This window comes from Mixta sp. Marseille-Q2659, assembly GCF_940807255.1.
Classification (GTDB): Bacteria; Pseudomonadota; Gammaproteobacteria; order Enterobacterales; family Enterobacteriaceae; genus Mixta.
This window is the reverse complement of sequence record NZ_CALNWY010000042.1, coordinates 1-22774: the sequence shown is the minus strand read 5'-3', so window position 1 is coordinate 22774 and position 22774 is coordinate 1. Positions and strand designations below refer to the sequence as shown.

Annotated in this window: 23 protein-coding genes, 1 tRNA gene and 2 pseudogenes; 17 read left to right on the top strand and 9 right to left on the bottom strand. The window is 58.4% G+C overall.

Going from position 1 to position 22774, the window contains the following annotated elements; all coding sequences use genetic code 11:
* The coding region (locus P3C52_RS19400; RefSeq protein WP_275556519.1) for a LysR family transcriptional regulator at positions 1-329 on the bottom strand (329 nt) is incomplete at its 3' end.
* Between the two features lie 195 nt (positions 330-524).
* On the opposite strand from P3C52_RS19400, the gene P3C52_RS19395 reads away from it, so the two are divergent.
* Complete coding sequence (locus P3C52_RS19395) at positions 525-1328, top strand: endonuclease/exonuclease/phosphatase family protein (RefSeq protein WP_275556518.1); 804 nt, start codon at positions 525-527, stop codon at positions 1326-1328.
* 50 nt (positions 1329-1378) lie between these two features.
* Here the strand turns inward: P3C52_RS19395 and mltD are convergent, their stop codons facing one another.
* Together mltD and gloB are read right to left on the bottom strand one after the other, a co-directional pair.
* Positions 1379-2761, bottom strand: coding sequence for a murein transglycosylase D (gene mltD / locus P3C52_RS19390; protein WP_275556517.1), 1383 nt, complete (start codon positions 2759-2761; stop codon positions 1379-1381).
* A gap of 70 nt (positions 2762-2831) precedes the next feature.
* Entirely contained in the window at positions 2832-3587 is a 756-nt protein-coding gene (gene gloB, locus P3C52_RS19385; RefSeq protein WP_275556516.1) for a hydroxyacylglutathione hydrolase, read from the bottom strand.
* A 42-nt stretch (positions 3588-3629) separates the two neighbouring features.
* On the opposite strand from gloB, the pseudogene P3C52_RS19380 reads away from it, so the two are divergent.
* Positions 3630-4363, top strand: a pseudogene (locus P3C52_RS19380) (class I SAM-dependent methyltransferase).
* On the opposite strand, the gene rnhA reads toward P3C52_RS19380, so the two are convergent.
* Positions 4348-4914 carry a ribonuclease HI gene (gene rnhA / locus P3C52_RS19375; protein WP_275556515.1) on the bottom strand — a complete coding sequence of 189 codons (567 nt, stop codon included), beginning with the start codon at positions 4912-4914 and terminating at the stop codon, positions 4348-4350. The pseudogene P3C52_RS19380 and the gene rnhA sit on opposite strands and share 16 nt — an antisense overlap.
* Here rnhA and dnaQ point away from each other — a divergent pair.
* Together dnaQ and P3C52_RS19365 are read left to right on the top strand one after the other, a co-directional pair.
* Complete coding sequence (gene dnaQ / locus P3C52_RS19370) at positions 4868-5596, top strand: DNA polymerase III subunit epsilon (RefSeq protein WP_275556514.1); 729 nt, start codon at positions 4868-4870, stop codon at positions 5594-5596. The genes rnhA and dnaQ overlap by 47 nt on opposite strands.
* A 133-nt stretch (positions 5597-5729) precedes the next feature.
* Positions 5730-5806, top strand: a tRNA-Asp gene (locus P3C52_RS19365).
* Between the two features lie 45 nt (positions 5807-5851).
* Here P3C52_RS19365 and P3C52_RS19360 read toward each other — a convergent pair.
* Positions 5852-7342, bottom strand: a complete 1491-nt coding sequence (locus P3C52_RS19360) for an NCS1 family nucleobase:cation symporter-1 (RefSeq protein ID WP_275556513.1) — start codon at positions 7340-7342, stop codon at positions 5852-5854.
* Between the two features lie 144 nt (positions 7343-7486).
* Between P3C52_RS19360 and P3C52_RS19355 the strand changes: the two genes are divergently transcribed.
* Genes P3C52_RS19355 through puuE form a run of 3 tightly spaced genes read left to right on the top strand, consistent with a single transcriptional unit; the run spans position 7487 to position 9935 of the window.
* Positions 7487-8209, top strand: coding sequence for a GntR family transcriptional regulator (locus P3C52_RS19355; RefSeq protein ID WP_275556512.1), 723 nt, complete (start codon positions 7487-7489; stop codon positions 8207-8209).
* On the top strand, positions 8206-8943 hold the full coding sequence (gene hpxA, locus P3C52_RS19350; protein WP_275556511.1) for an allantoin racemase: 738 nt from the start codon (positions 8206-8208) through the stop codon (positions 8941-8943). Before P3C52_RS19355 ends, hpxA begins: the two co-directional genes overlap by 4 nt.
* A gap of 32 nt (positions 8944-8975) precedes the next feature.
* Positions 8976-9935 carry an allantoinase PuuE gene (gene puuE, locus P3C52_RS19345; protein WP_275556510.1) on the top strand — a complete coding sequence of 320 codons (960 nt, stop codon included), beginning with the start codon at positions 8976-8978 and terminating at the stop codon, positions 9933-9935.
* Between the two features lie 160 nt (positions 9936-10095).
* Here puuE and hpxZ read toward each other — a convergent pair whose 3' ends face one another.
* The 4 genes and pseudogenes from hpxZ to P3C52_RS19325 form a co-directional block, all read right to left on the bottom strand.
* The gene (gene hpxZ / locus P3C52_RS19340) at positions 10096-10476 is read right to left on the bottom strand and encodes an oxalurate catabolism protein HpxZ (RefSeq protein WP_275556509.1); all 381 of its coding nucleotides are present in this window, start codon (positions 10474-10476) and stop codon (positions 10096-10098) included.
* Complete coding sequence (locus P3C52_RS19335; protein ID WP_275556508.1) at positions 10466-11896, bottom strand: AtzE family amidohydrolase; 1431 nt, start codon at positions 11894-11896, stop codon at positions 10466-10468. Before P3C52_RS19335 ends, hpxZ begins: the two co-directional genes overlap by 11 nt.
* The gene (hpxX, locus tag P3C52_RS19330) at positions 11893-12075 is read right to left on the bottom strand and encodes an oxalurate catabolism protein HpxX (RefSeq protein ID WP_275556507.1); all 183 of its coding nucleotides are present in this window, start codon (positions 12073-12075) and stop codon (positions 11893-11895) included. The genes P3C52_RS19335 and hpxX overlap by 4 nt, the downstream gene beginning before the upstream one ends.
* 13 nt (positions 12076-12088) lie before the next feature.
* Positions 12089-13673 (bottom strand): annotated as a pseudogene (locus P3C52_RS19325) (gamma-glutamyltransferase family protein).
* A gap of 121 nt (positions 13674-13794) precedes the next feature.
* Between P3C52_RS19325 and hpxU the strand changes: the two are divergent.
* From hpxU to P3C52_RS19275, 10 genes are all read left to right on the top strand, one after another.
* Positions 13795-14634 carry a MurR/RpiR family transcriptional regulator HpxU gene (gene hpxU, locus P3C52_RS19320; RefSeq protein ID WP_275556506.1) on the top strand — a complete coding sequence of 280 codons (840 nt, stop codon included), beginning with the start codon at positions 13795-13797 and terminating at the stop codon, positions 14632-14634.
* Between the two features lie 511 nt (positions 14635-15145).
* Positions 15146-15931 (top strand): transporter substrate-binding domain-containing protein, encoded by a 786-nt coding sequence (locus tag P3C52_RS19315; protein WP_275556505.1) that lies wholly within the window; start codon positions 15146-15148, stop codon positions 15929-15931.
* 10 nt (positions 15932-15941) lie between these two features.
* Complete coding sequence (locus P3C52_RS19310) at positions 15942-16607, top strand: amino acid ABC transporter permease (RefSeq protein ID WP_275556504.1); 666 nt, start codon at positions 15942-15944, stop codon at positions 16605-16607.
* Positions 16604-17260, top strand: coding sequence for an amino acid ABC transporter permease (locus tag P3C52_RS19305; RefSeq protein WP_275556503.1), 657 nt, complete (start codon positions 16604-16606; stop codon positions 17258-17260). The genes P3C52_RS19310 and P3C52_RS19305 overlap by 4 nt, the downstream gene beginning before the upstream one ends.
* A complete protein-coding gene (locus tag P3C52_RS19300; RefSeq protein WP_275556502.1) occupies positions 17241-17978 on the top strand; it encodes an amino acid ABC transporter ATP-binding protein in 738 nt (245 codons plus the stop codon). The genes P3C52_RS19305 and P3C52_RS19300 overlap by 20 nt, the downstream gene beginning before the upstream one ends.
* Positions 17979-17991: 13 nt before the next feature.
* A complete protein-coding gene (locus P3C52_RS19295) occupies positions 17992-19245 on the top strand; it encodes an alanine--glyoxylate aminotransferase family protein (RefSeq protein WP_275556501.1) in 1254 nt (417 codons plus the stop codon).
* Positions 19229-20512: an allantoate amidohydrolase gene (gene hpxK, locus P3C52_RS19290; RefSeq protein WP_275556500.1), complete on the top strand. Its 1284-nt coding sequence runs from the start codon at positions 19229-19231 to the stop codon at positions 20510-20512. The genes P3C52_RS19295 and hpxK overlap by 17 nt, the downstream gene beginning before the upstream one ends.
* Positions 20512-21003, top strand: coding sequence for a 2-oxo-4-hydroxy-4-carboxy-5-ureidoimidazoline decarboxylase (uraD, locus tag P3C52_RS19285; RefSeq protein WP_275556499.1), 492 nt, complete (start codon positions 20512-20514; stop codon positions 21001-21003). The genes hpxK and uraD overlap by 1 nt, the downstream gene beginning before the upstream one ends.
* Positions 21000-21335: a hydroxyisourate hydrolase gene (gene uraH, locus P3C52_RS19280; protein WP_275556498.1), complete on the top strand. Its 336-nt coding sequence runs from the start codon at positions 21000-21002 to the stop codon at positions 21333-21335. Before uraD ends, uraH begins: the two co-directional genes overlap by 4 nt.
* Positions 21336-21392: 57 nt before the next feature.
* Positions 21393-22718 (top strand): nucleobase:cation symporter-2 family protein, encoded by a 1326-nt coding sequence (locus tag P3C52_RS19275; RefSeq protein ID WP_275556497.1) that lies wholly within the window; start codon positions 21393-21395, stop codon positions 22716-22718.
* Positions 22719-22774: the final 56 nt, after the last annotated feature.

Here is a 22774-nt window from a genome sequence, read left to right as displayed (position 1 = left end):
GGCGTAAGCAGGTGCAGAACCACAGGCGTTGCCGCATCTATCCGCAGCAGCCCGCGCGGCACCTGACGGCTTTCCATCAATTCATTTTCTGCTGCCGCCATCTCCTGTAGTAGCTTTTGTACTTTCCGAAAATACCCGTCGCCTTCCTGCGTAAGGCTGATTTGGCGTGTCGTTCTTGTCAGCAACTCAACGCCCAGCTTCGCCTCCAGCTTTTTTACCGCCCGGCTGATGGCAGATGGTGCCAGCTCAAGTTGTTTTGCTGCACGGCTGAAACTGCCGCTTTCTACAACCGCCACAAATATTTTCAATTCATCCGAGGATGCTTTCACACCGGCTCCCATTCTAAATGCTTTACGGCTCGCCTGGTCATCCTGGTGACAAGACGTATCTGATTTGTTGCTATCGTAACATTTGCTTGCCTGTCAAAAAGGTAAATTGCGCTACTTTGATTGAAAGTCGGCGTTGAAGCCCCTATAACTGAAAGCAGCATCTGTATTACAGACATTTCAGAAACAGGCGGTATTGTGCGGAAAAAAACTTATGCCATGAGATATGTAGCTGGCCAGCCAGCGGAAAGAATATTTCCGCCTAACGCTATGCTGCATGTTGGGCAAGCGCTTCCGCCAGGCGCGCCTATTACTCCCGGCCCTTCGGTGCGCGTGCTGGTGTGGAATATTTTTAAACAGCAGCGAGCTGACTGGCTGTCAGTGCTACAAACCTTCGGAAAAGACGCCCAGCTGGTACTGCTACAGGAAGCACAGACTACGCCGGAGCTGGTGCGTTTTGCTACCTCAAACTATCTGGCGGCCGATCAGGTCCCCGCCTTTGTGCTGCCTCAGCATCCGTCAGGTGTCATGACGCTGGCCGCTGCGCATCCGGTCTATTGTTGTCCGCTGCGTGAACGCGAGCCGCTGCTGCGTTTAGCGAAATCTGCCCTTATTACGGCTTATCCATTGCCGGATGGTCGAATGATGATGGTCGTAAATATTCATGCGGTGAACTTCAGCCTTGGCATTGATGTTTACAGCAAGCAGTTGGGGCCTATCGGCGAGCAGCTGACCCATCATAACGGGCCGGTGATTATGGCCGGCGATTTTAATGCCTGGAGCCGCCAGCGCATGAATGCGCTTTATCGCTTTGCTCGTGAGATGGGATTACGCGAAGTCCGGTTTACCGACGATCATCGCCGTAAAGCTTTTGGTCGCCCGCTGGATTTTGTGTTTTATCGCGATTTACAGGTTCGGGAAGCCACAGTTCTGGTAACGCGCGCCTCCGATCATAATCCGCTATTGGTTGAATTCGCTGCTTCAGGCGAAACAAAAGCATAAAAAAAGCCGATCTTTCGATCGGCTTTTTCTTACTCACTATTCCGGCAAGTTTAGCTGTCTGGCGTCGCGTTGTTTTTCACGAACAGGGTAATCTTGTCACCTGGCTGAATCGAACTACTGTCGCTCAGCACGCTGTTCCAACGCTTGACGTCTTTGATGTCCACACCATGTCGACGTGCAATACTGGCAAGAGAATCACCCTTACGAACCTTATAGGTGATGCTGTTGCCGTTATCGGCCAGTTCACTTCCCGTAACGCCATTCCCTAAGGTAAGCGTTTGTCCCGGTTTAATTGTATTGCCGCGCAAATTATTTGCTCGCTGCAATGCTTTTACCGAAACGCCCATCCGGCTGGCAATGCCTGACAGGGTATCACCGCTGCGCACCTTATAGCTGCTGCCCGTCGCGTTTGCTGCCAGACGCGTCGGCTGTACCGCCGCTATATCGCCTGAAGCCAGCGAACTACGGAGCTGAGCAACATTGGCTTTCGGGACCATAATATAGTGTGGTCCGTTAGGCGCCGTAGTGCCGCGTTTATAGCCCGTATTGTAATTTTTCAGCTTAGCGACGGGCAGACCGGCCATTTCCGCCGCCTGCGTCAGCTTAATTTGCTGACCAACCTCAACACGCGCCAGCGCCCGGCTTTCATTCGGTGCCGGAAGACGTACGCCATAACGCTTGTTGTTCTTCAGGATTTCCTGTAACGCCAGCATTTTAGGTACGTACAGCGTGGTTTCACGCGGTAAGGAAAGATGCCAGAAATCAGTTGGTTTGCCGCGCGCTTTATTCTGTTTAATCGCTTTCAGCACTCGACCTTCGCCGCTGTTATAGGCTGCAATGGTCAATAACCAGTCTCCGTCGAACATCCCGTTAAGGCGTTCCATCATATCCAAAACCGCTCTGGTCGACGCGACGATATCGCGACGGCCATCATACCACTGGTTTTGCTTTAAACCGTAATTCCGGCCCGTACTCGGCACAATCTGCCAGATGCCTGCGGCATTCGCAGCGGATGTGGCGTGGGGGTTAAAAGCGCTCTCCACTATGGGTAGTAGTACCAGTTCCATCGGCATCTTACGTTGCTTAATCTGCTCGACTATCCAGTACATATACGGCTCTGCCCGTAAAGTTACATCGTGGAGATAGCTCTTGTTTCTTAAGTACTTCTGTTTTTGCTCTCGGATCCGGGGATTTTCCGGAACCTCCATCTTCAGCCCGTCGCGAATGTAATTCCACAAATCCTGGTCCTGGGTAAGGGCCGTTCCATCATCCTGCCAACGCGGGGATAACATACGATCTGTAAATTTTTCATTCTCATTTTGACCAGCTGAAGACAGACTCTGTGCATGCTGCTCAGGATCGGCATCATGTTTTGATGCCTGACATCCCATCAGCAAGACCGAGGCGAGAAGGATAATCGCTCTAGTCTTCATGTGTGTGTCAATGGTTGCTTAAAAGACGAGCAATCATACGTGTTGCAGACCTACAACACAACCAGAAAAATCAAAAATCATCTTTCTTCTGGCGTAGCAGGGCAAACACATCCCATGCGTGCTGTGGCGGCATATCGAAGCCTAACGCCCTTTGTAAATCAGGATTTTGCGTTCTTAAAAATAAATTTATTTGCCGTTCGTGCCCCAGTTTTGTGGGCAAACTACTGCTATTTTTAGCGCGCAACTCCTTAATTTCCTGATAATAGCGCGTAATTTCCATATCTTGCGGTAGCATAGCGTTAGCAAATTTTAAGTTAGAGAGCGTGTACTCATGCGCGCAGCAAACCAGCGTATCGTCAGGAAGTTCAGCAAGCTTTTGAAAGGATTCATACATCTGTTCAGGCGAGCCTTCGAACAGGCGTCCGCAGCCACCAGAAAATAGCGTATCGCCGCAAAAAAGATAAGGTGCGCTGTAATATGAGACATGACCTAAAGTATGACCGGGCGTAAAAATTACGCTAAATTCGCAGCCCAAAACATGCAGGGTATCGCCTTCATAGACAATTTGCGTAGCCCCTTTATCTTGTGTCTCTTGCGGGCCGTATACCACAAGATCAGGCCATTTATTTACCAGTTCTTTTACGCCACCAACGTGATCATGATGGTGATGCGTTAACAGAATGGCGACCGGCCTCCACTGATTTTGCTCAAGAGCAGCAAGTACCGGCGCCGCTTCGCCGGGATCGACAATCAGGCAACGGCCCTGGCCGTCATTTAATGTCCAGATGTAGTTATCCTGAAATGCTGGGATACTGTTAAGATTCATACACACCTCTCGCACGTCGTGAAGGAACACTGATGGTAGAACATGAAGCCCGCTAAAACACGCCAAATTCTGACGCCGCCGCACTCATGGCGTGACATGCCATGGGGAGAATCCTTTCGCGATGCGTTGACCCAGCATTTACAGCCCTGCCTCAGCAAACTGTATGGTTTTCATCTGTTAAAAATCGGCAACCTGAGCGTCGAGATCGATACGCAGGCCTGTGCGATTTCGCATCAGGTTAGCGTAGGGGACGCCGGACAGGACGTGCAGGTCATCGCCGATCCGATGAATTTGCCTTTCGAGGCGAAATCGGTGGATGCCTGTCTGCTGGCGCACACCTTAAGCTGGAGCCAGGATCCTCATCGTATTCTGCGGGAAGTCGATCGCGTACTGATTGACGATGGCTGGATAATCATTACCGGTTTCAACCCGCTAAGCCTGCTGGGTATGGGCAAACTGATCCCCGGCCTGCATCGCCGCGCGCCATGGAGCGGACGGATGTTTAGCCAGATGCGTCTGCTCGACTGGCTGAGCCTGCTAAATTATGAAGTGGTTTATCGCAGCCGCTTTCAGGTGGTGCCCTGGAACCGGCAGGGCGGGCAGATAATCAGTCGGCATGTGCCGGCGCTGGGCTGTTTAAATATTATGGTGGCGCGCAAGCGCACGCTGCCGCTGACCATGACGCCCGCGAAAAGATCAGCGGCAAAGTTAAGCTACGCGCAACGGTCAACGCCACGCGGCAGCTGCACAAACTGGACGATCAGGATTCTGGCTGATAGCCAATATCTTCAAAAGAGGGATTAGCGGCTGCGGTGCGCGCCAGCTCATCGCAGCGCTCATTTTCTGGATGTCCGGCGTGTCCTTTCACCCATTCCCAGTTGATCTGATGATGGCTGAGCGCGGTATCCAGCCGTTTCCACAAATCGACATTTTTCACCGGCTTCTTATCGGCGGTTTTCCAGCCGCGCTTTTTCCAGTTATGGATCCAACTGGTAATGCCCTGGCGCAAATACTGACTGTCGGTACTGAGGGTGATTTCACAGGGCTGCGTCAGCGCCTCCAGCGCGACAATCGCCGCCATCATCTCCATCCGATTATTGGTGGTGCGATAAAAACCGGCGCTAAAAGTTTTCTCATGCTGGCGATAGCGTAAAATAGCGCCATAGCCGCCAGGACCGGGGTTACCGAGGCAGGAGCCATCGGTGAAAATTTCTACCTGTTTGCGCATCTCTGGTAGACTTCCTCCTGAAAAAACGCCAAGTCTGACATAAACGAGTCCTATGAGCCCAGCAATTACACGCCAAATCGTTCTCGATACAGAAACCACCGGTATGAATATGGTGGGAGTTCACTACGAGGGCCATCGTATTATTGAAATCGGTGCGGTGGAGATCGTCAATCGCCGTCTGACCGGCAATAACTTTCACATGTACCTGAAGCCGGATCGGCTGGTGGACCCGGAAGCGTTCGGCGTTCACGGCATTGCCGACGAGTTTCTGATCGACAAGCCGACCTTCAGCGACATCGCCGATGAGTTTCTGGACTATATTCGCGGCGCCGAGTTAGTGATTCATAACGCAACGTTCGATATCGGCTTTATGGATTATGAATTCAGCAAGCTGAATCGCGGCATTGGAAAAACTGAAACCTTCTGTCAGATAACCGACAGTCTGCAGATGGCGCGTAAGCTGTTCCCCGGCAAGCGCAACAGTCTTGATGCGCTCTGCTCGCGTTATGAAATCGACAACAGCAAACGAACTTTGCACGGCGCATTGCTCGATGCCGAAATCCTGGCGGAAGTGTTCCTGACCATGACCGGCGGACAAACCTCGCTGGCATTCTCAATGGAAGGCGAGCAGCAGCAGGATGCCAGCGGTGAATATATCCAGCGTGTGACGCGCACGTCGGGCCTGCGCGTGGTTGCCGCCAGCGATGAAGAGATCATGGCGCACGAACAGCGTCTCGATTTAGTGATGAAAAAGGGCGGCAGCTGCCTGTGGCGCGCATAAATGCATCATTCTGCATTAAAAAAAGCCATATAGATGAAAAAGCAGGCAAACGAACGCCGCAGTAAGAAAAATCGTTGACGGTAAAGCAGAGTGCCCTTAATATGCGCCTCGTTCCCGACGGGGAACACAGCGCGGTGCGGTAGTTCAGTCGGTTAGAATACCGGCCTGTCACGCCGGGGGTCGCGGGTTCGAGTCCCGTCCGCACCGCCAACTATTCAGAAAGGCCGATTCAGCAATGAATCGGCCTTTTGCTTTTTATTCTTTCTGCGCCGCAACCTGAGCGATATAACCCGTTGCGCCTGCGGTCATACGATCCTCACGCGCCAGCCAGCGATAGCAGCCGCCGCCGAGCGCCACGCCGATAAACCAGCTAAAGCTGGCAATCTCATGTAATCCCGGCATAAAGCTAATCAGCAACCCGATCGCCACCGACGGCAGCAGGGCAGCAATTGCTTTGGGATTAAAGCCGCCGCGATACCAGTAACGTCCTGACGGCGTAGCGTTAAACAGATCGTCCACCACCACTTTACCGCGCTTAATCAGATAAAAATCCGCCAGCAGAATGCCGAACAGCGGACCAATAAACGCGCCCAGCACATCCAGCGTATAGTGAATCAGCTCTGGCGACTGAAACAGATTCCATGGCGTCAGCAGTACCGATCCTACCGCAGCAATCATGCCGCCGGCGCGGAAACTAATCTTCTGCGGTGCGCAGTTAGAAAAGTCGAAGGCGGGTGAAACAAAATTCGCCACGATATTAATGCCGATGGTGGCGGTAATCATCGTCAGCAGGCCGATCGCCACCGCCAGGTCACTGCCGACCATGCTCACCGTTTCGATGGGATCGGTAATCATCTTGCCGAACAGAGATTGCGTGCCGGAGACAATCACCACCGTCACCACGGAAAAGAGCAGAAAATTAAACGGCAGCCCCCAGCGGTTGCCGCGACGAATATCCTGCATACTTTTGCCATAGCGCGAGAAGTCGCCGAAGTTAAGCAGCGGGCCGGAGAAATAGGAGACCACCAGCGCGGTGGCGGTAATCATCTGCCAGCTTTGCTCGCCGACGCTCAGCGTTTTGCTGGAGAGGGTAAACGCGATGCCGTCAAAGCCGGTTTTGTATACAATCCAGCCGGCCAGCGCCAGCATCACCACGTAAACCGCCGGGCCGGCAATATCGATAAAGCGCTTAATGGCACTCATGCCGTGCCAGAAAACCGCCGCCTGCAGCAGCCACATAACGCCAAAACAGATCCAGCCAAGCAGCGACAGGCCCAGCCAGGAGGGTTGCGTCAGCGCGGTCAGCGCGGGCCAGAATTTCATCAGCACCAGCATCAGCGCGTTGGAGGCCAGCCAGGTTTGAATACCGTACCAGGCGAAGGCGATCAATCCGCGGATCACCGCCGGAATATTGGCACCGAATACACCAAATGCCTGACGACAGATTACCGCATAGGGCACGCCCGTCATCTGGCTGGGCTTCGCCACCAGGTTAGCGCACAGCTGCACAATACAAATGCCCGCCAGCAAACAGATCAGCACCTGCCAGCTTGCCAGCCCCAGCGTAAAGAAGCTGGCCGCCACCACATAGCCGCCCATGCTATGCACGTCCGACATCCAGAACGAAAAAATGTTGTACCAGCTCCAGCTCTGTTGACGAACAGGAGCGAGATCCTCATTGGTCAGCCGCGGACTGTAATGCGCATCGCGCGCGGTTGCGGGGGAAACGGTTGTATACGTTGGCATGAAACCTGCTCCTCTCTGAAAGGGTAACGGAAAAACCTTGTTGCTCAGCACCTGCATGAATCAGGCCAAAAGTTAAACGCGAGATACAAAGTTGTTTCTTTAACGAGAGGCTTTTGTATACAGCGTTGTGTAATGGAGAGGGGAATGAAGCATAAAAGCGGCCTGAAAACGGCCTCAGACCTGAACGACAGCCATGAACCGGTCTGGCAAGCTTTGCTGACGGCCATCGTGGAACATCAGCTGCCGCCCGGCTGCCGCTTGCCGGAGGAGGCGCTGGCGGACGCCTTTGGCATCAGTCGCACCGGCATACGCCAGGTGCTACAGCGCCTCGCCGCAGTGCAAATGATCACCTTAACGCCCAGGCGCGGTGCGCACGTCGCCTCGCCCGATGCGCAGGAGGCGCGGGATATTTTTCACACCCGCTCGCTGATCGAGACCGCCAATCTGCCCGCGGTCATCGCGCACTGTCAGCCGCCGCACCTGGCGGCGCTTAACGACCTGCTAAGGGCTGAAGAGCAGGCGCGCCAGCAGCCTGACGGCCCGGCGGCGATTCGCCTCTCCGCCGCCTTTCATATCCAGCTGCAGGCAATTTCCGGCAATCAGGTACTGACCGATTTGGTCACGCGCCTGACACAGCGTTCGTCGCTGGTGATTGCGGCCTGGGGCGCTCCCTGGCAGCAGGGATGCCGCTGCGATCACCATCAGCAGCTGGTGGATCACCTGCGTGCCAAACGGCTCGATCGGTTGACTGACGCCATGCGACAACATTTCGACCATATTCTGGCTTCACTACGCTTTGAGCGCGGCGATGAGGTTCAGCCCGATTTCTCGCGCCTGTTTGCCCGTAAAGGAGTGCCGCAAAAATGAGTTCTCTTTGTATCCAGGTCATCAATCCCAACACCACGCTGGCAATGACCGACACCATCGCCCGTGCCGCCCGCGATGCCGCCGCGCCGGGGACTGACATTCTCGCCGTCTCGCCCGCGCACGGCGTACCGTCGATTGAAGGCCATGCCGACGAGGCGATTGCGGCGCTCGGCGTGCTGGAACAGATAAAGCAGGGACGCGAGCAGGGCGTTCACGGACACGTCATCGCCTGCTTTGGCGATCCCGGCCTGCTGGCGGCGCGCGAGCTGGCGCACGGCCCGGTGATCGGCATTGCCGAAGCGGCGATGCACATGGCGACGATGGTGGCGACGCGGTTTTCCATTGTCACCACGCTGCCGCGCACGCTGATTATCGCCCGGCACCTGTTGCAACAATATGGCTTTACGCATCACTGCGCTGGGCTACATGCCATCGATCTGCCGGTGCTGACGCTGGAAGATGGCAGCGGGCTGGCGCAGGAAAAAGTGCGCAGTCGCTGTCGGCAGGCGCAGCGGGAAGATGGTTGCGGCGCGATTGTGCTGGGCTGTGGCGGCATGGCGACGCTGGCGCGCGAGCTGACCCAGGAACTGGGCATGCCGGTGATTGATGGCGTCGGCGCGGCGGTAAAAATGGTGGAATCACTGGTCGCGTTAGGGTTGGGCACCAGTAAATATGGTGATTTGGCCTTTCCACGAGAAAAAAAGATAACGGGTGCCTTCCAGCACCTAAACTAACGGAAGTCATCTGCTCAACGAGGAGCGCGAGAATGAGTGAATCTTCTGAGAAAAAAGAGTACAGCTTCAATAAAAACTATCCGCGCGACCTGCGCGGCTACGCGGGGCAGCCGCCGCACGCCGCCTGGCCCGGCGAGGCGCGCATCGCGGTACAGTTTGTTCTCAACTATGAAGAGGGCGCGGAAAATAACGTGCTGCACGGCGACGCCGGTTCCGAGCAGTTCCTGTCCGATATTATCGGCGCGACCAGCTATCCCGACCGCCATATGTCGATGGATTCACTGTATGAATATGGCTCCCGCGCCGGTTTCTGGCGCATTCACAATGAGTTTCAGAAGCGCGGTTTGCCGCTGACGGTTTTTGGCGTGGCGATGGCGCTGGCGCGACACCCGGAAGTGGTGCAGGCGATTGCGGACGCACAATATGATGTGGTCAGCCACGGCTGGCGCTGGATCCACTATCAAGCGATGGATGCCAAAACCGAACGCCAGCATATGCAGCAGGCGGTGGATGTGCTGAGGGATCTGTTTGGCAAAGCACCGACCGGCTGGTATACCGGGCGCGACAGCCCGAACACCCGCAGGCTGGTGGTGGAGCAGGGCGGCTTCAGCTACGACAGCGACTACTACGGCGACGACCTGCCGTTCTGGACGCGCGTTACCTGTCAGGACGGCACGGTGAAACCACATTTGATTATTCCCTACACGCTGGAAACCAACGATATGCGGTTTGCCACCCCGCAGGGATTCAACACCGCCGAGCAGTTTTATACTTATCTGAAAGACAGTTTTGACGTGCTGTATGAAGAGGGGGAAACCGCGCCGAAAATGATGTCGGTCGGAATGCACTGTCGTCTGCTGGGGCGGCCCGGACGTTTCCGCGCGCTGACCCGTTTTCTTGATTATATCCAGCAGCACGAGCGCGTCTGGATCTGTACCCGCCAACAGATAGCCGATCACTGGATCAAACATCATCCGGCGCCGGAAATCTGAGGCAACGCAAAACCAGGCACGTCGGCGGCGCAACCGCCATACACTTCATCAAGGCCGGTTTTTCCACCGGCCTTTTTATCGCTTAACTCATCAGGCTGATCTGTGCGGCAACAATGCGGCACTATCCGTAATGGCCGTTTTCTCTCCAGACTTTTATCGCTTAACTCATCAGACTGACCTGCGCGGCGACGATACGCCAGCCTTCCGGCAGTCGTACCCAGCTTTGCTGCTGACGCCCGATACGCTCGCTGCCTTCGCGGGTAAACTCAGTGCTGCAAACGGCGAAATCGCTGCCGAAGGTGGTAATCACCGTATTACGCAGCTGGCGCTGCAAACCAGCGGCGGGGCGGGCGGCACGAAAAGCGCGGATCGCCTCAATGCCGTACAGATTCTCTCCCGCGCCCAGCCGCACCGTGCGCGCATCGTGCCAGAACAGCGTATCCAGCACGACAATGTCATTGCTGACCAGCGCCTGCTCATAGCGCTGAAAAGCGGCGGTTACCTCAGCAAGCACCGCCGGAATATTAACCTCACGACTCATCAGCCGTTCTCCCTGAAAATTTTGATGTATCCAGCCCGGCGACCGGCGCCCGCGCAATGCCCATTTGCTCCAGCGCGCGGGCGGCGCGCAGGCAGTTAGCCTCCTGAAAGGGCGCGGCGATCAGCTGTAAGCCAATTGGCAGGCCGCTGGCGGTTTGCAGCGGTACGGTGGTAACCGGCAGACCGAGAAACGAGATCGGCTGCGTCAGCATCCCCATGCTGGCGCGCACCGGCAGCGGCTGGCCGTTAATCAGCATCGTTTCCTGACCGATAAGCGTGGCACAGCAGGGCGTGGCGGGCGCAATCAGCACATCAACGTGGTTGAACAGCGCCAGCACCTTTTCCTGAAAATAGCGGCGGAAGCGCTGGGCCTGCACATACCAGGTGGCGGGCAGCATCGCCCCCGCCAGCAGCCGCTCGCGCGACAGCGGTTCGAAACGTTCCGGCTGGCTGCGTAGCGCCGGTAAATAGCGGTTCCCGCCTTCGGAGGCGGTAATAATAAAGGCCGCTGAGCGGGCAATATCCACTTCCGCCAGCTCCAGCATTTCGCTGGCTTCCAGTGCGCGCGCCGCCGTGGCGACGGCCTGCTGCGCATCGTTATCGCTCCACTGCTGAAAATAGCCACCAAGTACCGCGCAGCGCAGGCCATCCAGCCCTTTTTCCAGCTGCGGCAGCGCGGGTTGAACCGCGATGTCGGCCTGAAACGCATCTTCTGCATCATGGCCTTGCAGCGCATCATAAACGCGCGTCAAATCTTCCGCGCTGCGGGCTAACGGGCCGATATGATCGAGACTGGCGACAAAAGGATGGGTGCCGTGGCGCGACAGGCGGCCAAAAGTCGGCTTGAGGCCAAACAGGCCGCACAGCGAAGCGGGTACGCGGATGGAGCCGTTGGTATCGCTCCCCAGGGAAAAATGCACCAGTCCGGCGGCAACCGCCGCGGCCGATCCGCCGGAAGAGCCTCCGGCGATACGCTGCAGATCGTGCGGGTTGCGCGCAGCGCCGTAGTGACTGTTTTCGGTGGTAAAGCCGTAAGCGTAAGCATCCATATTCAGCATGCCGCTGAGTAACGCGCCCGCCTGGCTGAGTTTTTCCACCGCCCTGGCATCGCGCACCGCAGGCGCCCGGTCGCTGAACAGGCTGGCACCCGCCAGCGTGCGATGTCCCGCCACGTCGAACAGATTTTTTACCGCGTAAGGCACGCCCGCCAGCGCCGGCAGCGGCTCGCCAGTCCGTCGCAGCCGATCGAGGCGATCGGCCTGCTGGCGCATACGATCGGCGACGATCGTCGTCCAGGCGTTGATTTGCGGATTCTGCTGTTCAATAGCGGCTAAGGTCGCATCCGCGATCTCTCTGGCGCTCAGTTCGCCATCCCGCAATGCCTGTTGCAGTTCACCTATAGAAAAAGTGGCTAACGTCATGCCTGATACACTCCCGCCACGTCGAGCCGCTCATCCAGCGGGAAGGCCATCAGCGGCCCGGCCATCTGGGCGATGCGGGAGAACTGCACCAGCAGCTCCGCACGCCGCGCCTCATCCAGCTCCAGATCCAGCATGTCGCTCATCTGATTCAGATAATCCGTCCAGTCATTTACTTTCATCTCTTTTCTCCTGTCAGAAACCGGCCGCGCTGCCGTTGCTACGCGGATCGAAAGCGCCTTCCAGCATGCCGTTGGTATGACGCACAATCGCGCCCGCGTGACCGACCGCCTCGCTAAAATCGGGCAGCCGTTCCACCTCATGCCCCAGCGCCCGCAACCGCTCCAGCGTGGCATCGGCAAAGCGACCTTCCAGCTTCAGGCTGTCGGAGGATTCGCCCCAGGTACGGCCCAGCAGCCAGCGCGGAGCGCTAACCGCCTGCTGGAGCGGCATGCCCTGAATCACATGGCGGGTAAAGATTGCCGCCTGCGTTTGCGGCTGGCCATCGCCGCCCATGGATCCATACACCATCAGGCGGCCATCGTTCAGGCGAGCGGCGGCGGGATTGAGCGTATGAAAGGGCTGCTTGCCAGGCAGCAGCGTCAATAAATGATCGGGATCGAGGCTGAAGGCTGCGCCCCGGTTTTGCCAGACAATCCCGGTATCGGGCAGCACCACGCCGCTGCCGAACTCATGATAAATACTCTGAATAAAGGAAACCGCCATCCCGCTGCTGTCCATGACGCCCAGCCAGACGGTATCGCCCGGCCCGCGTCCGGTGCCCCAGGGCGCGGCATGCAGCGGATCGATCTGTTGCGCGGTGGCGACCAGCAGGTTGCTGTTCAGCAACTCCTGCATCTCTTCGCGCATATGCAGCGGATCGGTAATGTAGCGGTCGCGCAGGGCGAAAGCCTGCTTGGTGGCTTCGACGATACGATGAATGGTTTGTACCTCATCGGCGTCCGCCATATTGAGGTGATCGGTAATGCCAAGAATCGCCAGCGACACCAGGCCCTGCGTCGGCGGCGTCATGTTATAAATCTCGCCATGCTGATGCGCCAGACGCAGCGGCTTGCGCCGTCTGGCACGATGACGCTGCAAATCCTCCAGCATAATCGGCATTTCCAGCTGTGCCATGCCGTGCGCCAGACGCGCAGCCAGCGGCCGCGATAGAAGCTCTCCAGCCCATATTCGCAGAGTTCCGACAAGGTTCCGGCCAGCGCCGGCTGGGTAAAACGACTGCCGGCGCGCGGCGGTGCGCCGTCAGGCATAAAGGTCGCGGCGAAGCCGGCTGCTCGGCCAGCTCATGCCGTTTGGCCTCGGTGGCCGCCGCCTGCGAAGCCGTCACCGGAATACCGTCGGCGGCATAACGAATGGCATCGCGCAGCAGACGCGGCAGCGGCAAGGCCGCGCCGCCAAATTCGCGAGAAATCGCCAGCGCCTCCGACCAGCCGCTCACGGTTCCGGCCACGGTCAGCGCCGCTTTCGGCCCACGATGCGGGATCTGCGCCATGCCCTGGTAAAAAGAGGGATGCGCCAGTGAACCGGCTGCACCGCTGGCGTCAATGGCTACCGGTTCGCCCTGCGGCGGCATAATCAGCCAAAAACCGTCGCCGCCCAGCCCGTTCATATGCGGATAAACCACGGCAATGGTTGCGGCAGCGGCCACCATCGCTTCAATGGCGTTACCGCCTTCGCGTAGTACCGCCAACGCGCTTTCGCTGGCGAGATGGTGTGGCGTTACCGCCATGCCTTGCGGCGCCATATTACTCTGGATCATCGCGTTCCCTTATTGGCTTCAACAGGCAAGGTTAAGCAAGAGCCGTTCCAGGTTGCGGCAATCAGATTGTGGCGTGATTTATGCTATGTTGCAGGCTGAAACAAAAGTTACAGGGATCCTTATGAAACAGCTTGATGAACGGCTCCGGCAATATTACGAACAGCTGTCGCCGCAGGAACAGCGCATTGCCGATTTTATCTTTGACCATTTTGACGATCTCATCGGCTATAACAGCGCCGAGCTGGCGCGTCTGAGCGGCGTTTCTAAAGCCACCGTCAGCCGCCTGTTTAAGCGCCTCGGCTATGAAAAATATAAGGATATGCGCGACGAACTGCGCACGCTGCGCCAGAGCGGTATGCCGCTGACCGACAACCGCGATGCGGTGCAGGGTAACACGCTGTTGGCGCGCCACTACAAGCAGGAGATGGCTAACCTGACGCAGTGGGTAAACAGCATCGATCCGCAACATTTTAGTGAAATCGTTGCCGCCCTGGCAGCGGCGCGCCGCATCTTTATTATTGGTATGCGCAATGCCTGGCCGGTGGCGCTGCACCTGCGTCAACAGCTGCTCCAGGCGCGGGCACAGGTGCAGATCCTGCCGCAGCCGGGCCAGACGCTAAGCGAAGAGCTGGTGGATATTGGCGCCGACGATCTGGTGGTGGTCGTCGCTTTTCGCCGACGTCCGCGCATTATCAAGCCGCTGCTGCAACAGCTGCAACAGCAGGCGGTGCCGGTGCTGCTGCTCTGTGAGCCGCAGGCGCAGGCTATTCTGCCGCTGGCGCGCTGGCCGCTCTGCACGCCTCTCGACAGCGTTTCCGCCTTCGACAGCTACTCGGCCGCCATGAGCCTGGTTAACCTGCTGGCCAATGCGCTGCTGCACGAAGGCCTGGCGCAGGGACGCCAACGCATCCACGCCATTGCCGCACTTTACCAACAGCTTGACGAACTGGAACAGCGCTAATGGGGCACCATTTTGGTGCTTTGCTCGCTAACGGAACAGCGTTATCGGCCCTTTTAACCCTTTTTCAGACAGCTATCGACAGCTCAATATCAAGAAAAAAGAACATTCAGAAGCATACAGGCTAAGCACCGCTTGCTCGATTTCAGTAAAGAGGAAAGGCCAGGCGCATACAGGTTAGTGCCGCCAGCGCGATATCAGGAAAGAGGAAAGGCCAGGCGCATACAGGTTAAGTATCGACAGCTCGATATCAGGGGAGGGGAAGGGCCGGAGGCATAAGGCGGCCCTCCCGCGCCAGGGAGGGCGCGGGCGGAGGCGCCATGGATGGCTTCATGCCGTGCCGCCGTTGCAACCGGCCCTTCCCCGACCGGCACAAACAACCTAAAGCGCCTCCCCACTGCGACCACCACAAACACCCCAATCCCCTCATCAACCTCCCGAACCGATTTGGCACATTAGTTGCAAAAAGCATCCATAAGAATCTTTTGTTGCAAACTTCAACGTCGGGGCAAACATGAAAAAACTAATGATCGGAATCGTAACTGCCGCACTCATGCTGGGACAGATCGGAAACGCGCTGGCCGATGGACTACAGGACATTCAACAGCGTGGCGTACTGCGCGTGGCAGTACCGCAAGACTTCCCGCCGTTCGGATCCGTCGGCACCGACCTACAACCACAGGGCTACGACATCGACATGGCGAAATACCTCGCCAGCCAAATGAAACTAAAGTTGCAACTGGTTCCTGTCACCAGCGCTAACCGCGTCCCTTACCTGCAAACAGACAAAGTTGACCTGGTCATCTCCAGCCTCGGCAAAAACGAAGAACGCGCCAAAGTCATCGACTTCAGCCGCGCCTACGCGCCATTCTTTCTCGGCGTATTCGGCCCGAAAGGCCAAACTCTGAACGATGCGGCCGCGCTCAGCGGCAAAACCATCGGCGTCACACGCGGCGCGGTAGAAGATATGGTCCTGAGCGGCATCGCGCCAAAAGATGCCACGGTCAAACGCTATGAAGATAACAACACCACGCTCTCCGCTTATCTCTCCGGCCAGGTGCAATACGTCGCCACCGGCAACCTGGTGGTGGCTGCTATCGCTCGCCAGAACGCCGACAAAGCGCCGGTCGCGCAGTTTATGCTGAAAGACTCACCCTGCTACATCGGCATCAAAAAAGACCAGCCCGCGCTGAAAGCGAAAGTGGACGCGCTGATTGAACAGGGCATCAAAGATGGCACCCTCAATAAACTGTCGCAGGAGTGGCTGAAAGCGCCGCTGCCCGCTAACCTCGGCGCATAAGGGCAACGCAATGAGCGGCCAACTCAACTTTAGCGCGCTGTGGCCTTACTGGCCGCAGCTGCTCTCCGGCGCCTGGGTCACCATACAGCTCACCGTACTGGCAACCCTCGGCGGCGTAGCGCTGGGGATCCTCGGCGCGGCGTTACGCAGTGGCAGACCGAGCTGGGCGAGCCGCCTGTGGGGCGGCTACGTCGAACTGATCCGCAACACGCCTTTTGTGGTACAGCTATTCTTTATCGTATTCGGCCTGCCAAATCTCGGCCTGAAACTCACGGCGGGCGAGGCGGCGCTGCTGGCGATGCTCATCAACCTTGGTGCCTACAGCACCGAGATTATTCGCGCCGGTATCCAGGTCACGCCAAAAGGACAGTGGGAAGCGGGCCGTGTACTTGGCCTGACGCGCGCGCAAACCTTCCTGCGCGTCGTCCTGCCGCCCGCACTGAAACGTATCTATCCGGCGCTGGTCAGCCAGTGCATTATCGTTATGCTCGGCTCCTCGGTGGTCTCGCAGGTCTCTTATGAAGAACTTACCTTCGCCGCCAACCTGATCCAGTCGCGCACCTTTTTAAGCTTTGAAGTTTACCTGGTCTCGACGCTCATCTACCTGCTGCTGTCGATGGCTATGCGCCAGCTGCTGCTGGCCGCCGGACGTAAATGGTTTGGAGCCGCGCTATGACCACGTTTACCGACTGGGATATTTTGCGCAACCTGCTGCTGGCGGCGCGCTGGACCGTGCTACTGTCGCTGGTGGCCTTTCTCGGCGGCACGCTGGTCACGCTGCCGTTACTGCTGCTGCGCCTGACGCGTCGTCGCTGGCCGCAGCGCCTGGTGCGCGCCTGGATCGAACTTTTCCAAGGCACGCCGCTGCTGATGCAGCTGTTCCTCGCCTTCTTCGGGCTGGGGCTATTCGGTATCGACGTCTCGCCGTGGACCGCCGCCGCGCTGGCGCTCACCCTCTACAGCAGCGCCTTCCTGACCGACATCTGGTACGGCAGCATCCAGGCTTTGCCGAAAGGCCAGTGGGAAGCGTCGCGTTGTCTTGGCCTGCACTTTGGCCAGACGCTGCTGCGCGTAATTGCGCCGCAGGCGATCCGCATCGCCATCGCGCCCACCGTTGGCTTTGCCGTACAGGTGATCAAAGGCACCGCGCTGGCGTCGATTATCGGCTTTATTGAGCTGACCAAGGCCGCCACCATCCTGACTAACGTCACCTACCAGCCGTTCAAAGTCTTCGGGCTGGTGGCGCTGGGCTACTTCCTGCTCTGCTATCCCTTATCCCGTTACAGCCAGTATCTGGAGAAAAAATTCCATGCCGCTCATCACCATTAATCAGGTACAAAAATATTACGGCGAGAACCACGTGCTGAAAGGTGTGGATCTTGATATTGAAAGCGGCGAGGTGATCTCGATTATCGGCCGCAGCGGATCCGGTAAAAGCACGCTGCTGCGCTGTATGAACGGGCTGGAAGGCTATCAGGAAGGCAGCATCAAGCTGGGCGGCATGACCATCACCGACCGTGAATCGCAGGCGCGCGACATCAGCCGATCGGTAGGGATGGTATTCCAGAGCTTCAACCTGTTTCCCCATATGACGGCGCTGGAAAACGTCATGCTGGCGCCGCGCCGGGTGCTGAAAATGAAACCGGCCGAATGCCGGACGCTGGCGCAGCAGATGCTGGAAAAGGTCGGGCTGGGTGACCGGCTGGATTACTATCCGGCAAACCTTTCCGGTGGTCAGCAACAGCGCGTCGCCATCGCCCGCGCGCTGGCGATGAACCCCAAAGTATTGCTCTGTGACGAAATCACCTCGGCGCTCGATCCTGAACTGGTCGGCGAAGTGCTGAAAGTGCTGGAACAGCTGGCGGCAGAAGGCATGACGCTGATCCTCGTTACCCATGAAATGAATTTTGCCCGCGAAGTGGGCGACCGCGTGGTGTTTATGAATCAGGGCCGCGTCTGGGAACAGGGCGACAGCAAAGCGCTGTTCGCCAACCCACAGACGACGGAGCTGAAACAGTTTATCTCTTCGGTGCGCGGTCTTAACTGATAAGGAAGACACAATGCAGATCTCTCAATTCGACCAAATCAATCCGCCGCAGCGCCTGCTGATGGGCCCAGGGCCGATTAACGCCGATCCGCGCGTTTTGCGCGCCATGTCGAGCCAGCTTATTGGTCAGTACGATCCGGCGATGACGCACTACATGAATGAAGTGATGGCGCTCTATCGCGGCGTGTTCCGCACCGACAACCGCTGGACGCTGCTGATTGACGGCACCTCGCGCGCGGGCATCGAAGCGATTTTGATTTCGGCGATCCGTCCGGGCGACAAAGTGCTGGTGCCGGTATTTGGCCGCTTTGGTCATCTGCTGTGTGAAATCGCGCGGCGCTGTCGGGCGGAAGTCCATACCATCGAGGTCCCCTGGGGCGAAGTCTTTACGCCGGACCAGATTGAAGATGCCATCAAGCGCGTGCGCCCGCGTCTGCTGCTGACGGTGCAGGGCGATACCTCCACCACCATGCTGCAACCGCTGGCGGAGCTGGGCGCGATCTGTCGGCGCTACGATGTGCTGTTTTATACCGACGCCACCGCGTCGCTGGGCGGCAACGCGCTGGAAACCGATGCCTGGGGGCTGGATGCGGTTTCCGCCGGGATGCAGAAATGTCTGGGCGGCCCGTCCGGCACTTCGCCCATTACGCTCAGTCCGCGTATGGAAGCGGTTATCCGCCAGCGTAAATGCGTGGAAGAGGGCATTCGCACCGCCGCACACCAGGACGGCGACGATGAGATGATTTGGTCTAACTATTTCGACCTCGGCATGATCATGGATTACTGGGGGCCGGAACGGCTTAATCACCATACCGAAGCCACCAGCGCGCTGTTCGGCGCGCGCGAATGCGCCCGCCTGCTGCTTCAGGAAGGGATGGATGCCGCCATTGCGCGCCATCGGCTGCATGGCGAAGCGCTGCTGACCGGTATTCAGGCGATGGGGCTGGAAGTGTTCGGCGACGTGCGCCACAAGATGAACAACGTGCTGGGCGTGGTGATCCCGGCGGGCATCAACGGCGAGCAGGTGCGCAAGCTGATGCTGGAAGATTTCGCCATTGAGATCGGCACCTCGTTCGGCCCGCTGATCGGCAAAGTCTGGCGTATCGGCACCATGGGCTACAACGCGCGTAAGGATTGCGTAATGCAGACGCTGAGCGCGCTGGAAGCGGTGCTGAATCATCTCGGTTACAACACGGTTCAGGGCGCGGCATTGCAGGCAACCTGGGATCGCTACGCCAGCGAGGTGCGCCATGATGAACGCGAATGAGGCAACGCGGTCAGCGGCGCGCGTGCTGGCACGCTGCGACGCGCTGGCCGAGATCAGCGAAAGCGCGGAGGGCCTGACGCGGGTTTATCTGTCGCCGGAGCATATGCGCGCCAACGCACAGGTCGGCGAGTGGATGCGGGCGGCAGGCATGACGGTCTGGCAGGACGCGGTCGGCAATATCTGCGGGCGCTACGAAGGCGCGGAACCGGGCGCGCCAGCGCTGCTGCTGGGTTCCCATCTGGATACGGTGCGCAATGCCGGACGCTATGACGGCATGCTCGGCGTGCTGAGTGCTATTGAGGTGGTCAACTGGCTGCATCAGCACCGGCTGCGTCTGCCGCTGGCGCTGGAGGTGATCGGCTTTGGCGACGAAGAAGGCACACGTTTTGGCATCACGCTGCTGGGCAGCCGCGGCATTACCGGCAGCTGGCCGGAAAACTGGCCTGCGGTCGCCGACGGCAACGCCATTACCGTCGCGCAGGCGATGACGGATATGGGGCTGGACGTTGCCCGTATCGACAGCGCCGAACGCGCCGTGGATGAGATCGCCGCCTATCTGGAGCTGCATATTGAGCAGGGCCCTTGCCTGGAACAGGCTGACCTGGCGCTGGGCGTGGTCACGGCGATTAACGGCGCGCGCCGCCTGAACTGTCGCTTTCGCGGCGAAGCGGGCCATGCCGGTACCGTGCCTATGACGCACCGTAAAGATGCGTTGGCGGCGGCGGCTGAATGGATGGTTTATATCGAGCAGATGACCTGCCGCTATGGACAGCAGCGTGTCGCCACGGTGGGCACCTTGCACTGTCCTTCGGGCGCGGTGAATGTGATCCCTGGAGAAACTGAACTGTCGCTCGATATTCGCGGACCTGACGATGCGCAGCTTAACGAACTGCTCTCTGACCTGCTGGTTCAGGGCGAAGCGATAGCGTTACGGCGCGGCGTAACGTTTGAGGCCAGCGAATATTACGCCATCAACGCCACCGCCTGTGACCTTCGTCTGCAGCAGGCGCTGAGCGCGGCGGTGACTCAGGTGCAGGGCCGCTCCCTTTCCCTGCCGAGCGGCGCCGGTCACGATGCAATTGCCATTGCCGAACGCTGGCCGTCAGGCATGCTGTTTGTCCGCTGCGCGGGCGGCATCAGCCATCATCCGGCGGAGGCGGTAAGCCAGCCGGATGTCGCCAGCGCGCTGCAGGCCTGGCTGCTTGCGGTGCAAAACGTCGCTGCCGCTTTTGCGCCGCAAGCGTCAGCGCGTCAGGAGGCGGTGTAATGGATCTCGCACAGTTTAATCAGCTACCCGCCGATCGGGCGCTGGCGGCCATCGCACACTGCGTGGCGATTCCGCGCTGGCAGCAGGCGATCGTCGCGGCGCGGCCTTATTCATCCAGCGCGGCGCTGTATCAGCAGGCGCGCGCGCTGGCGGCGCAGTGGAATGCCGAGGATTTTACCCAGGCGTTAACGGCGCATCCGCGTATCGGCGAGCGCGCCAGCGGCACAGATAAAGAGGCGGCGCTGTCGCGTCAGGAGCAGGCGGCGGTAGGCGAGGATGCGGCTGTACAGCAGGCGCTACGGCAGGCGAATCAGCAGTATGAGCAGCGGTTCGGCCATCTGTTTTTGATCCGCGCCAAAGGGCGCAGCGGCGAGGAGATGCTGGCCGCGCTGCAGCGTCGCCTGGGAAACTCGCCGGAACAGGAGTTGCAGGAAGCACTGATCCAGCTACGGGACATTACGCTGTTGCGTTTAGAGGAGAGCATCGTATGAGTTCAATATCGACCCATATTCTGGATACCGCGCTGGGCACGCCGGCGGCAGCGGTAACGGTGACGCTGGAGCAGTGCAGCACGCAGGGCTGGCTGACATTAACGGCGACAAAAACCGATGACGATGGCCGGATTAAAAGCCTGGCCGCCGAGCCGTTAACGCCGGGCCATTATCGGCTGACGGCGGAAATTGGCGACTATTTTGCCGCTGGCGGACGCGATGCGCTCTATGTCAGCGCGCAGATCGATTTTGTGATTGCCGAAGCGGGCTCGCATTACCACTTACCTTTTCTGATTTCGCCCTGGAGCTGGTCAACCTACAGAGGCAGCTGACAGCACTCTGTTTTCCGTCCGTCTGGTGATCGACCGTAACCGCAAAAGGTGTCCACTATGAACGATTTTCGCGTCAGGCCTGAAGATACGCGTTACCCGGCAGGAAAGACCTTCGCCTGGGGAATGCAGCATGTGCTTACTATGTACGGCGGCATTATTGCGCCGCCGCTGATTATCGGCAGCGCGGCGGGGCTTAGCGCTGCGGATATTGGGTTGCTGATTACCGCAGCGTTGTTTGTCAGCGGCGCGGCGACGCTGTTGCAGTCTTTGGGGCTGCCGGGTTTTGGCGCGCGGCTGCCGCTGGTGCAGGGCGTCTCTTTCGCCAGCGTGTCGACGCTGGTAGGGATTGCCTCTGGTTCAGGCGGACTGCCGGTGGTGGCGGGCGCGATTATCGGCTCAGCGCTGTTCGGTTTGTTGATCGCGCCATTTTTTGCCCACGTAATTCGTTTTTTCCCGCCACTGGTGACCGGCACGGTGATTACGGTGATTGGTCTGTCGCTGATGCCGGTGGCGGCACGCTGGGCGATGGGCGGCAATCCAAAGGCGGCGGACTGGGGGGCGCCGGAGAATATCGGGCTGGCGGCGCTGACGCTGGGTCTGGTGTTGCTGTTAAGCAAGGCAGGACGCGGCGGGCTGAAGCGTCTGGCGGTGCTGTTGGCGATGGCGCTGGGAACGCTACTGGCGGCGGCGCTCGGCAAAGCGGATTTTTCCGGCGTAATGCAGGGCGAAGTTTTTGCCTTGCCGGGGATGCTGAGTTTTGGCTGGCCGCAGTTTGATCTCGCGGCCATTCTGTCGATGGTGTTGATTGTGCTGGTGTTGCTGACGGAGACCACCGCCGGGCTGGTGGCGATTGGAGAGATTGTCGGCACGCCGGTCGATGAGAAGCGGATCGCGCGCGGGCTGCGCGCCGATATGCTGACCAGCGCGCTGTCGCCGTTGTTTAATTCTTTTCCCCAGAGCGCCTTTGCGCAGAATATTGGGCTGGTGGCGATGACCGGTATTAAGAGCCGGTTTGTCGTGGCGGCGGGCGGGGTGATTTTGATTTTGCTGGGCCTGTTGCCGGTTCTGGGGCGAGTGGTTGCCGCGATTCCGATGCCGGTACTGGGCGGTGCGGGCGTGGTGCTGTTCGGCACCGTCGCCGCCAGCGGGATCCGTACGCTGGCGAAGGTGGATTATAAGGACAATATGAATCTGGTAATTGTCGCCACCGCCATCGCGTTCGGCACGATTCCGGTGGTGATGCCGGGCTTTTACGACCGTTTCCCCGGCTGGGTGCAGACGCTGTTTCACTCCGGCATCAGCGCCGCCTGTCTGGTTTCGGTGCTATTAAACGCACTGTTTAATCCGCTGCCAAAGACGCAAGCACTAGCAGATCGTAGCTGATACGGCGCGCTATTAACGGCGGGGTTGGGGGCTGGTGGTTTTGTGGGGGGCTGCCG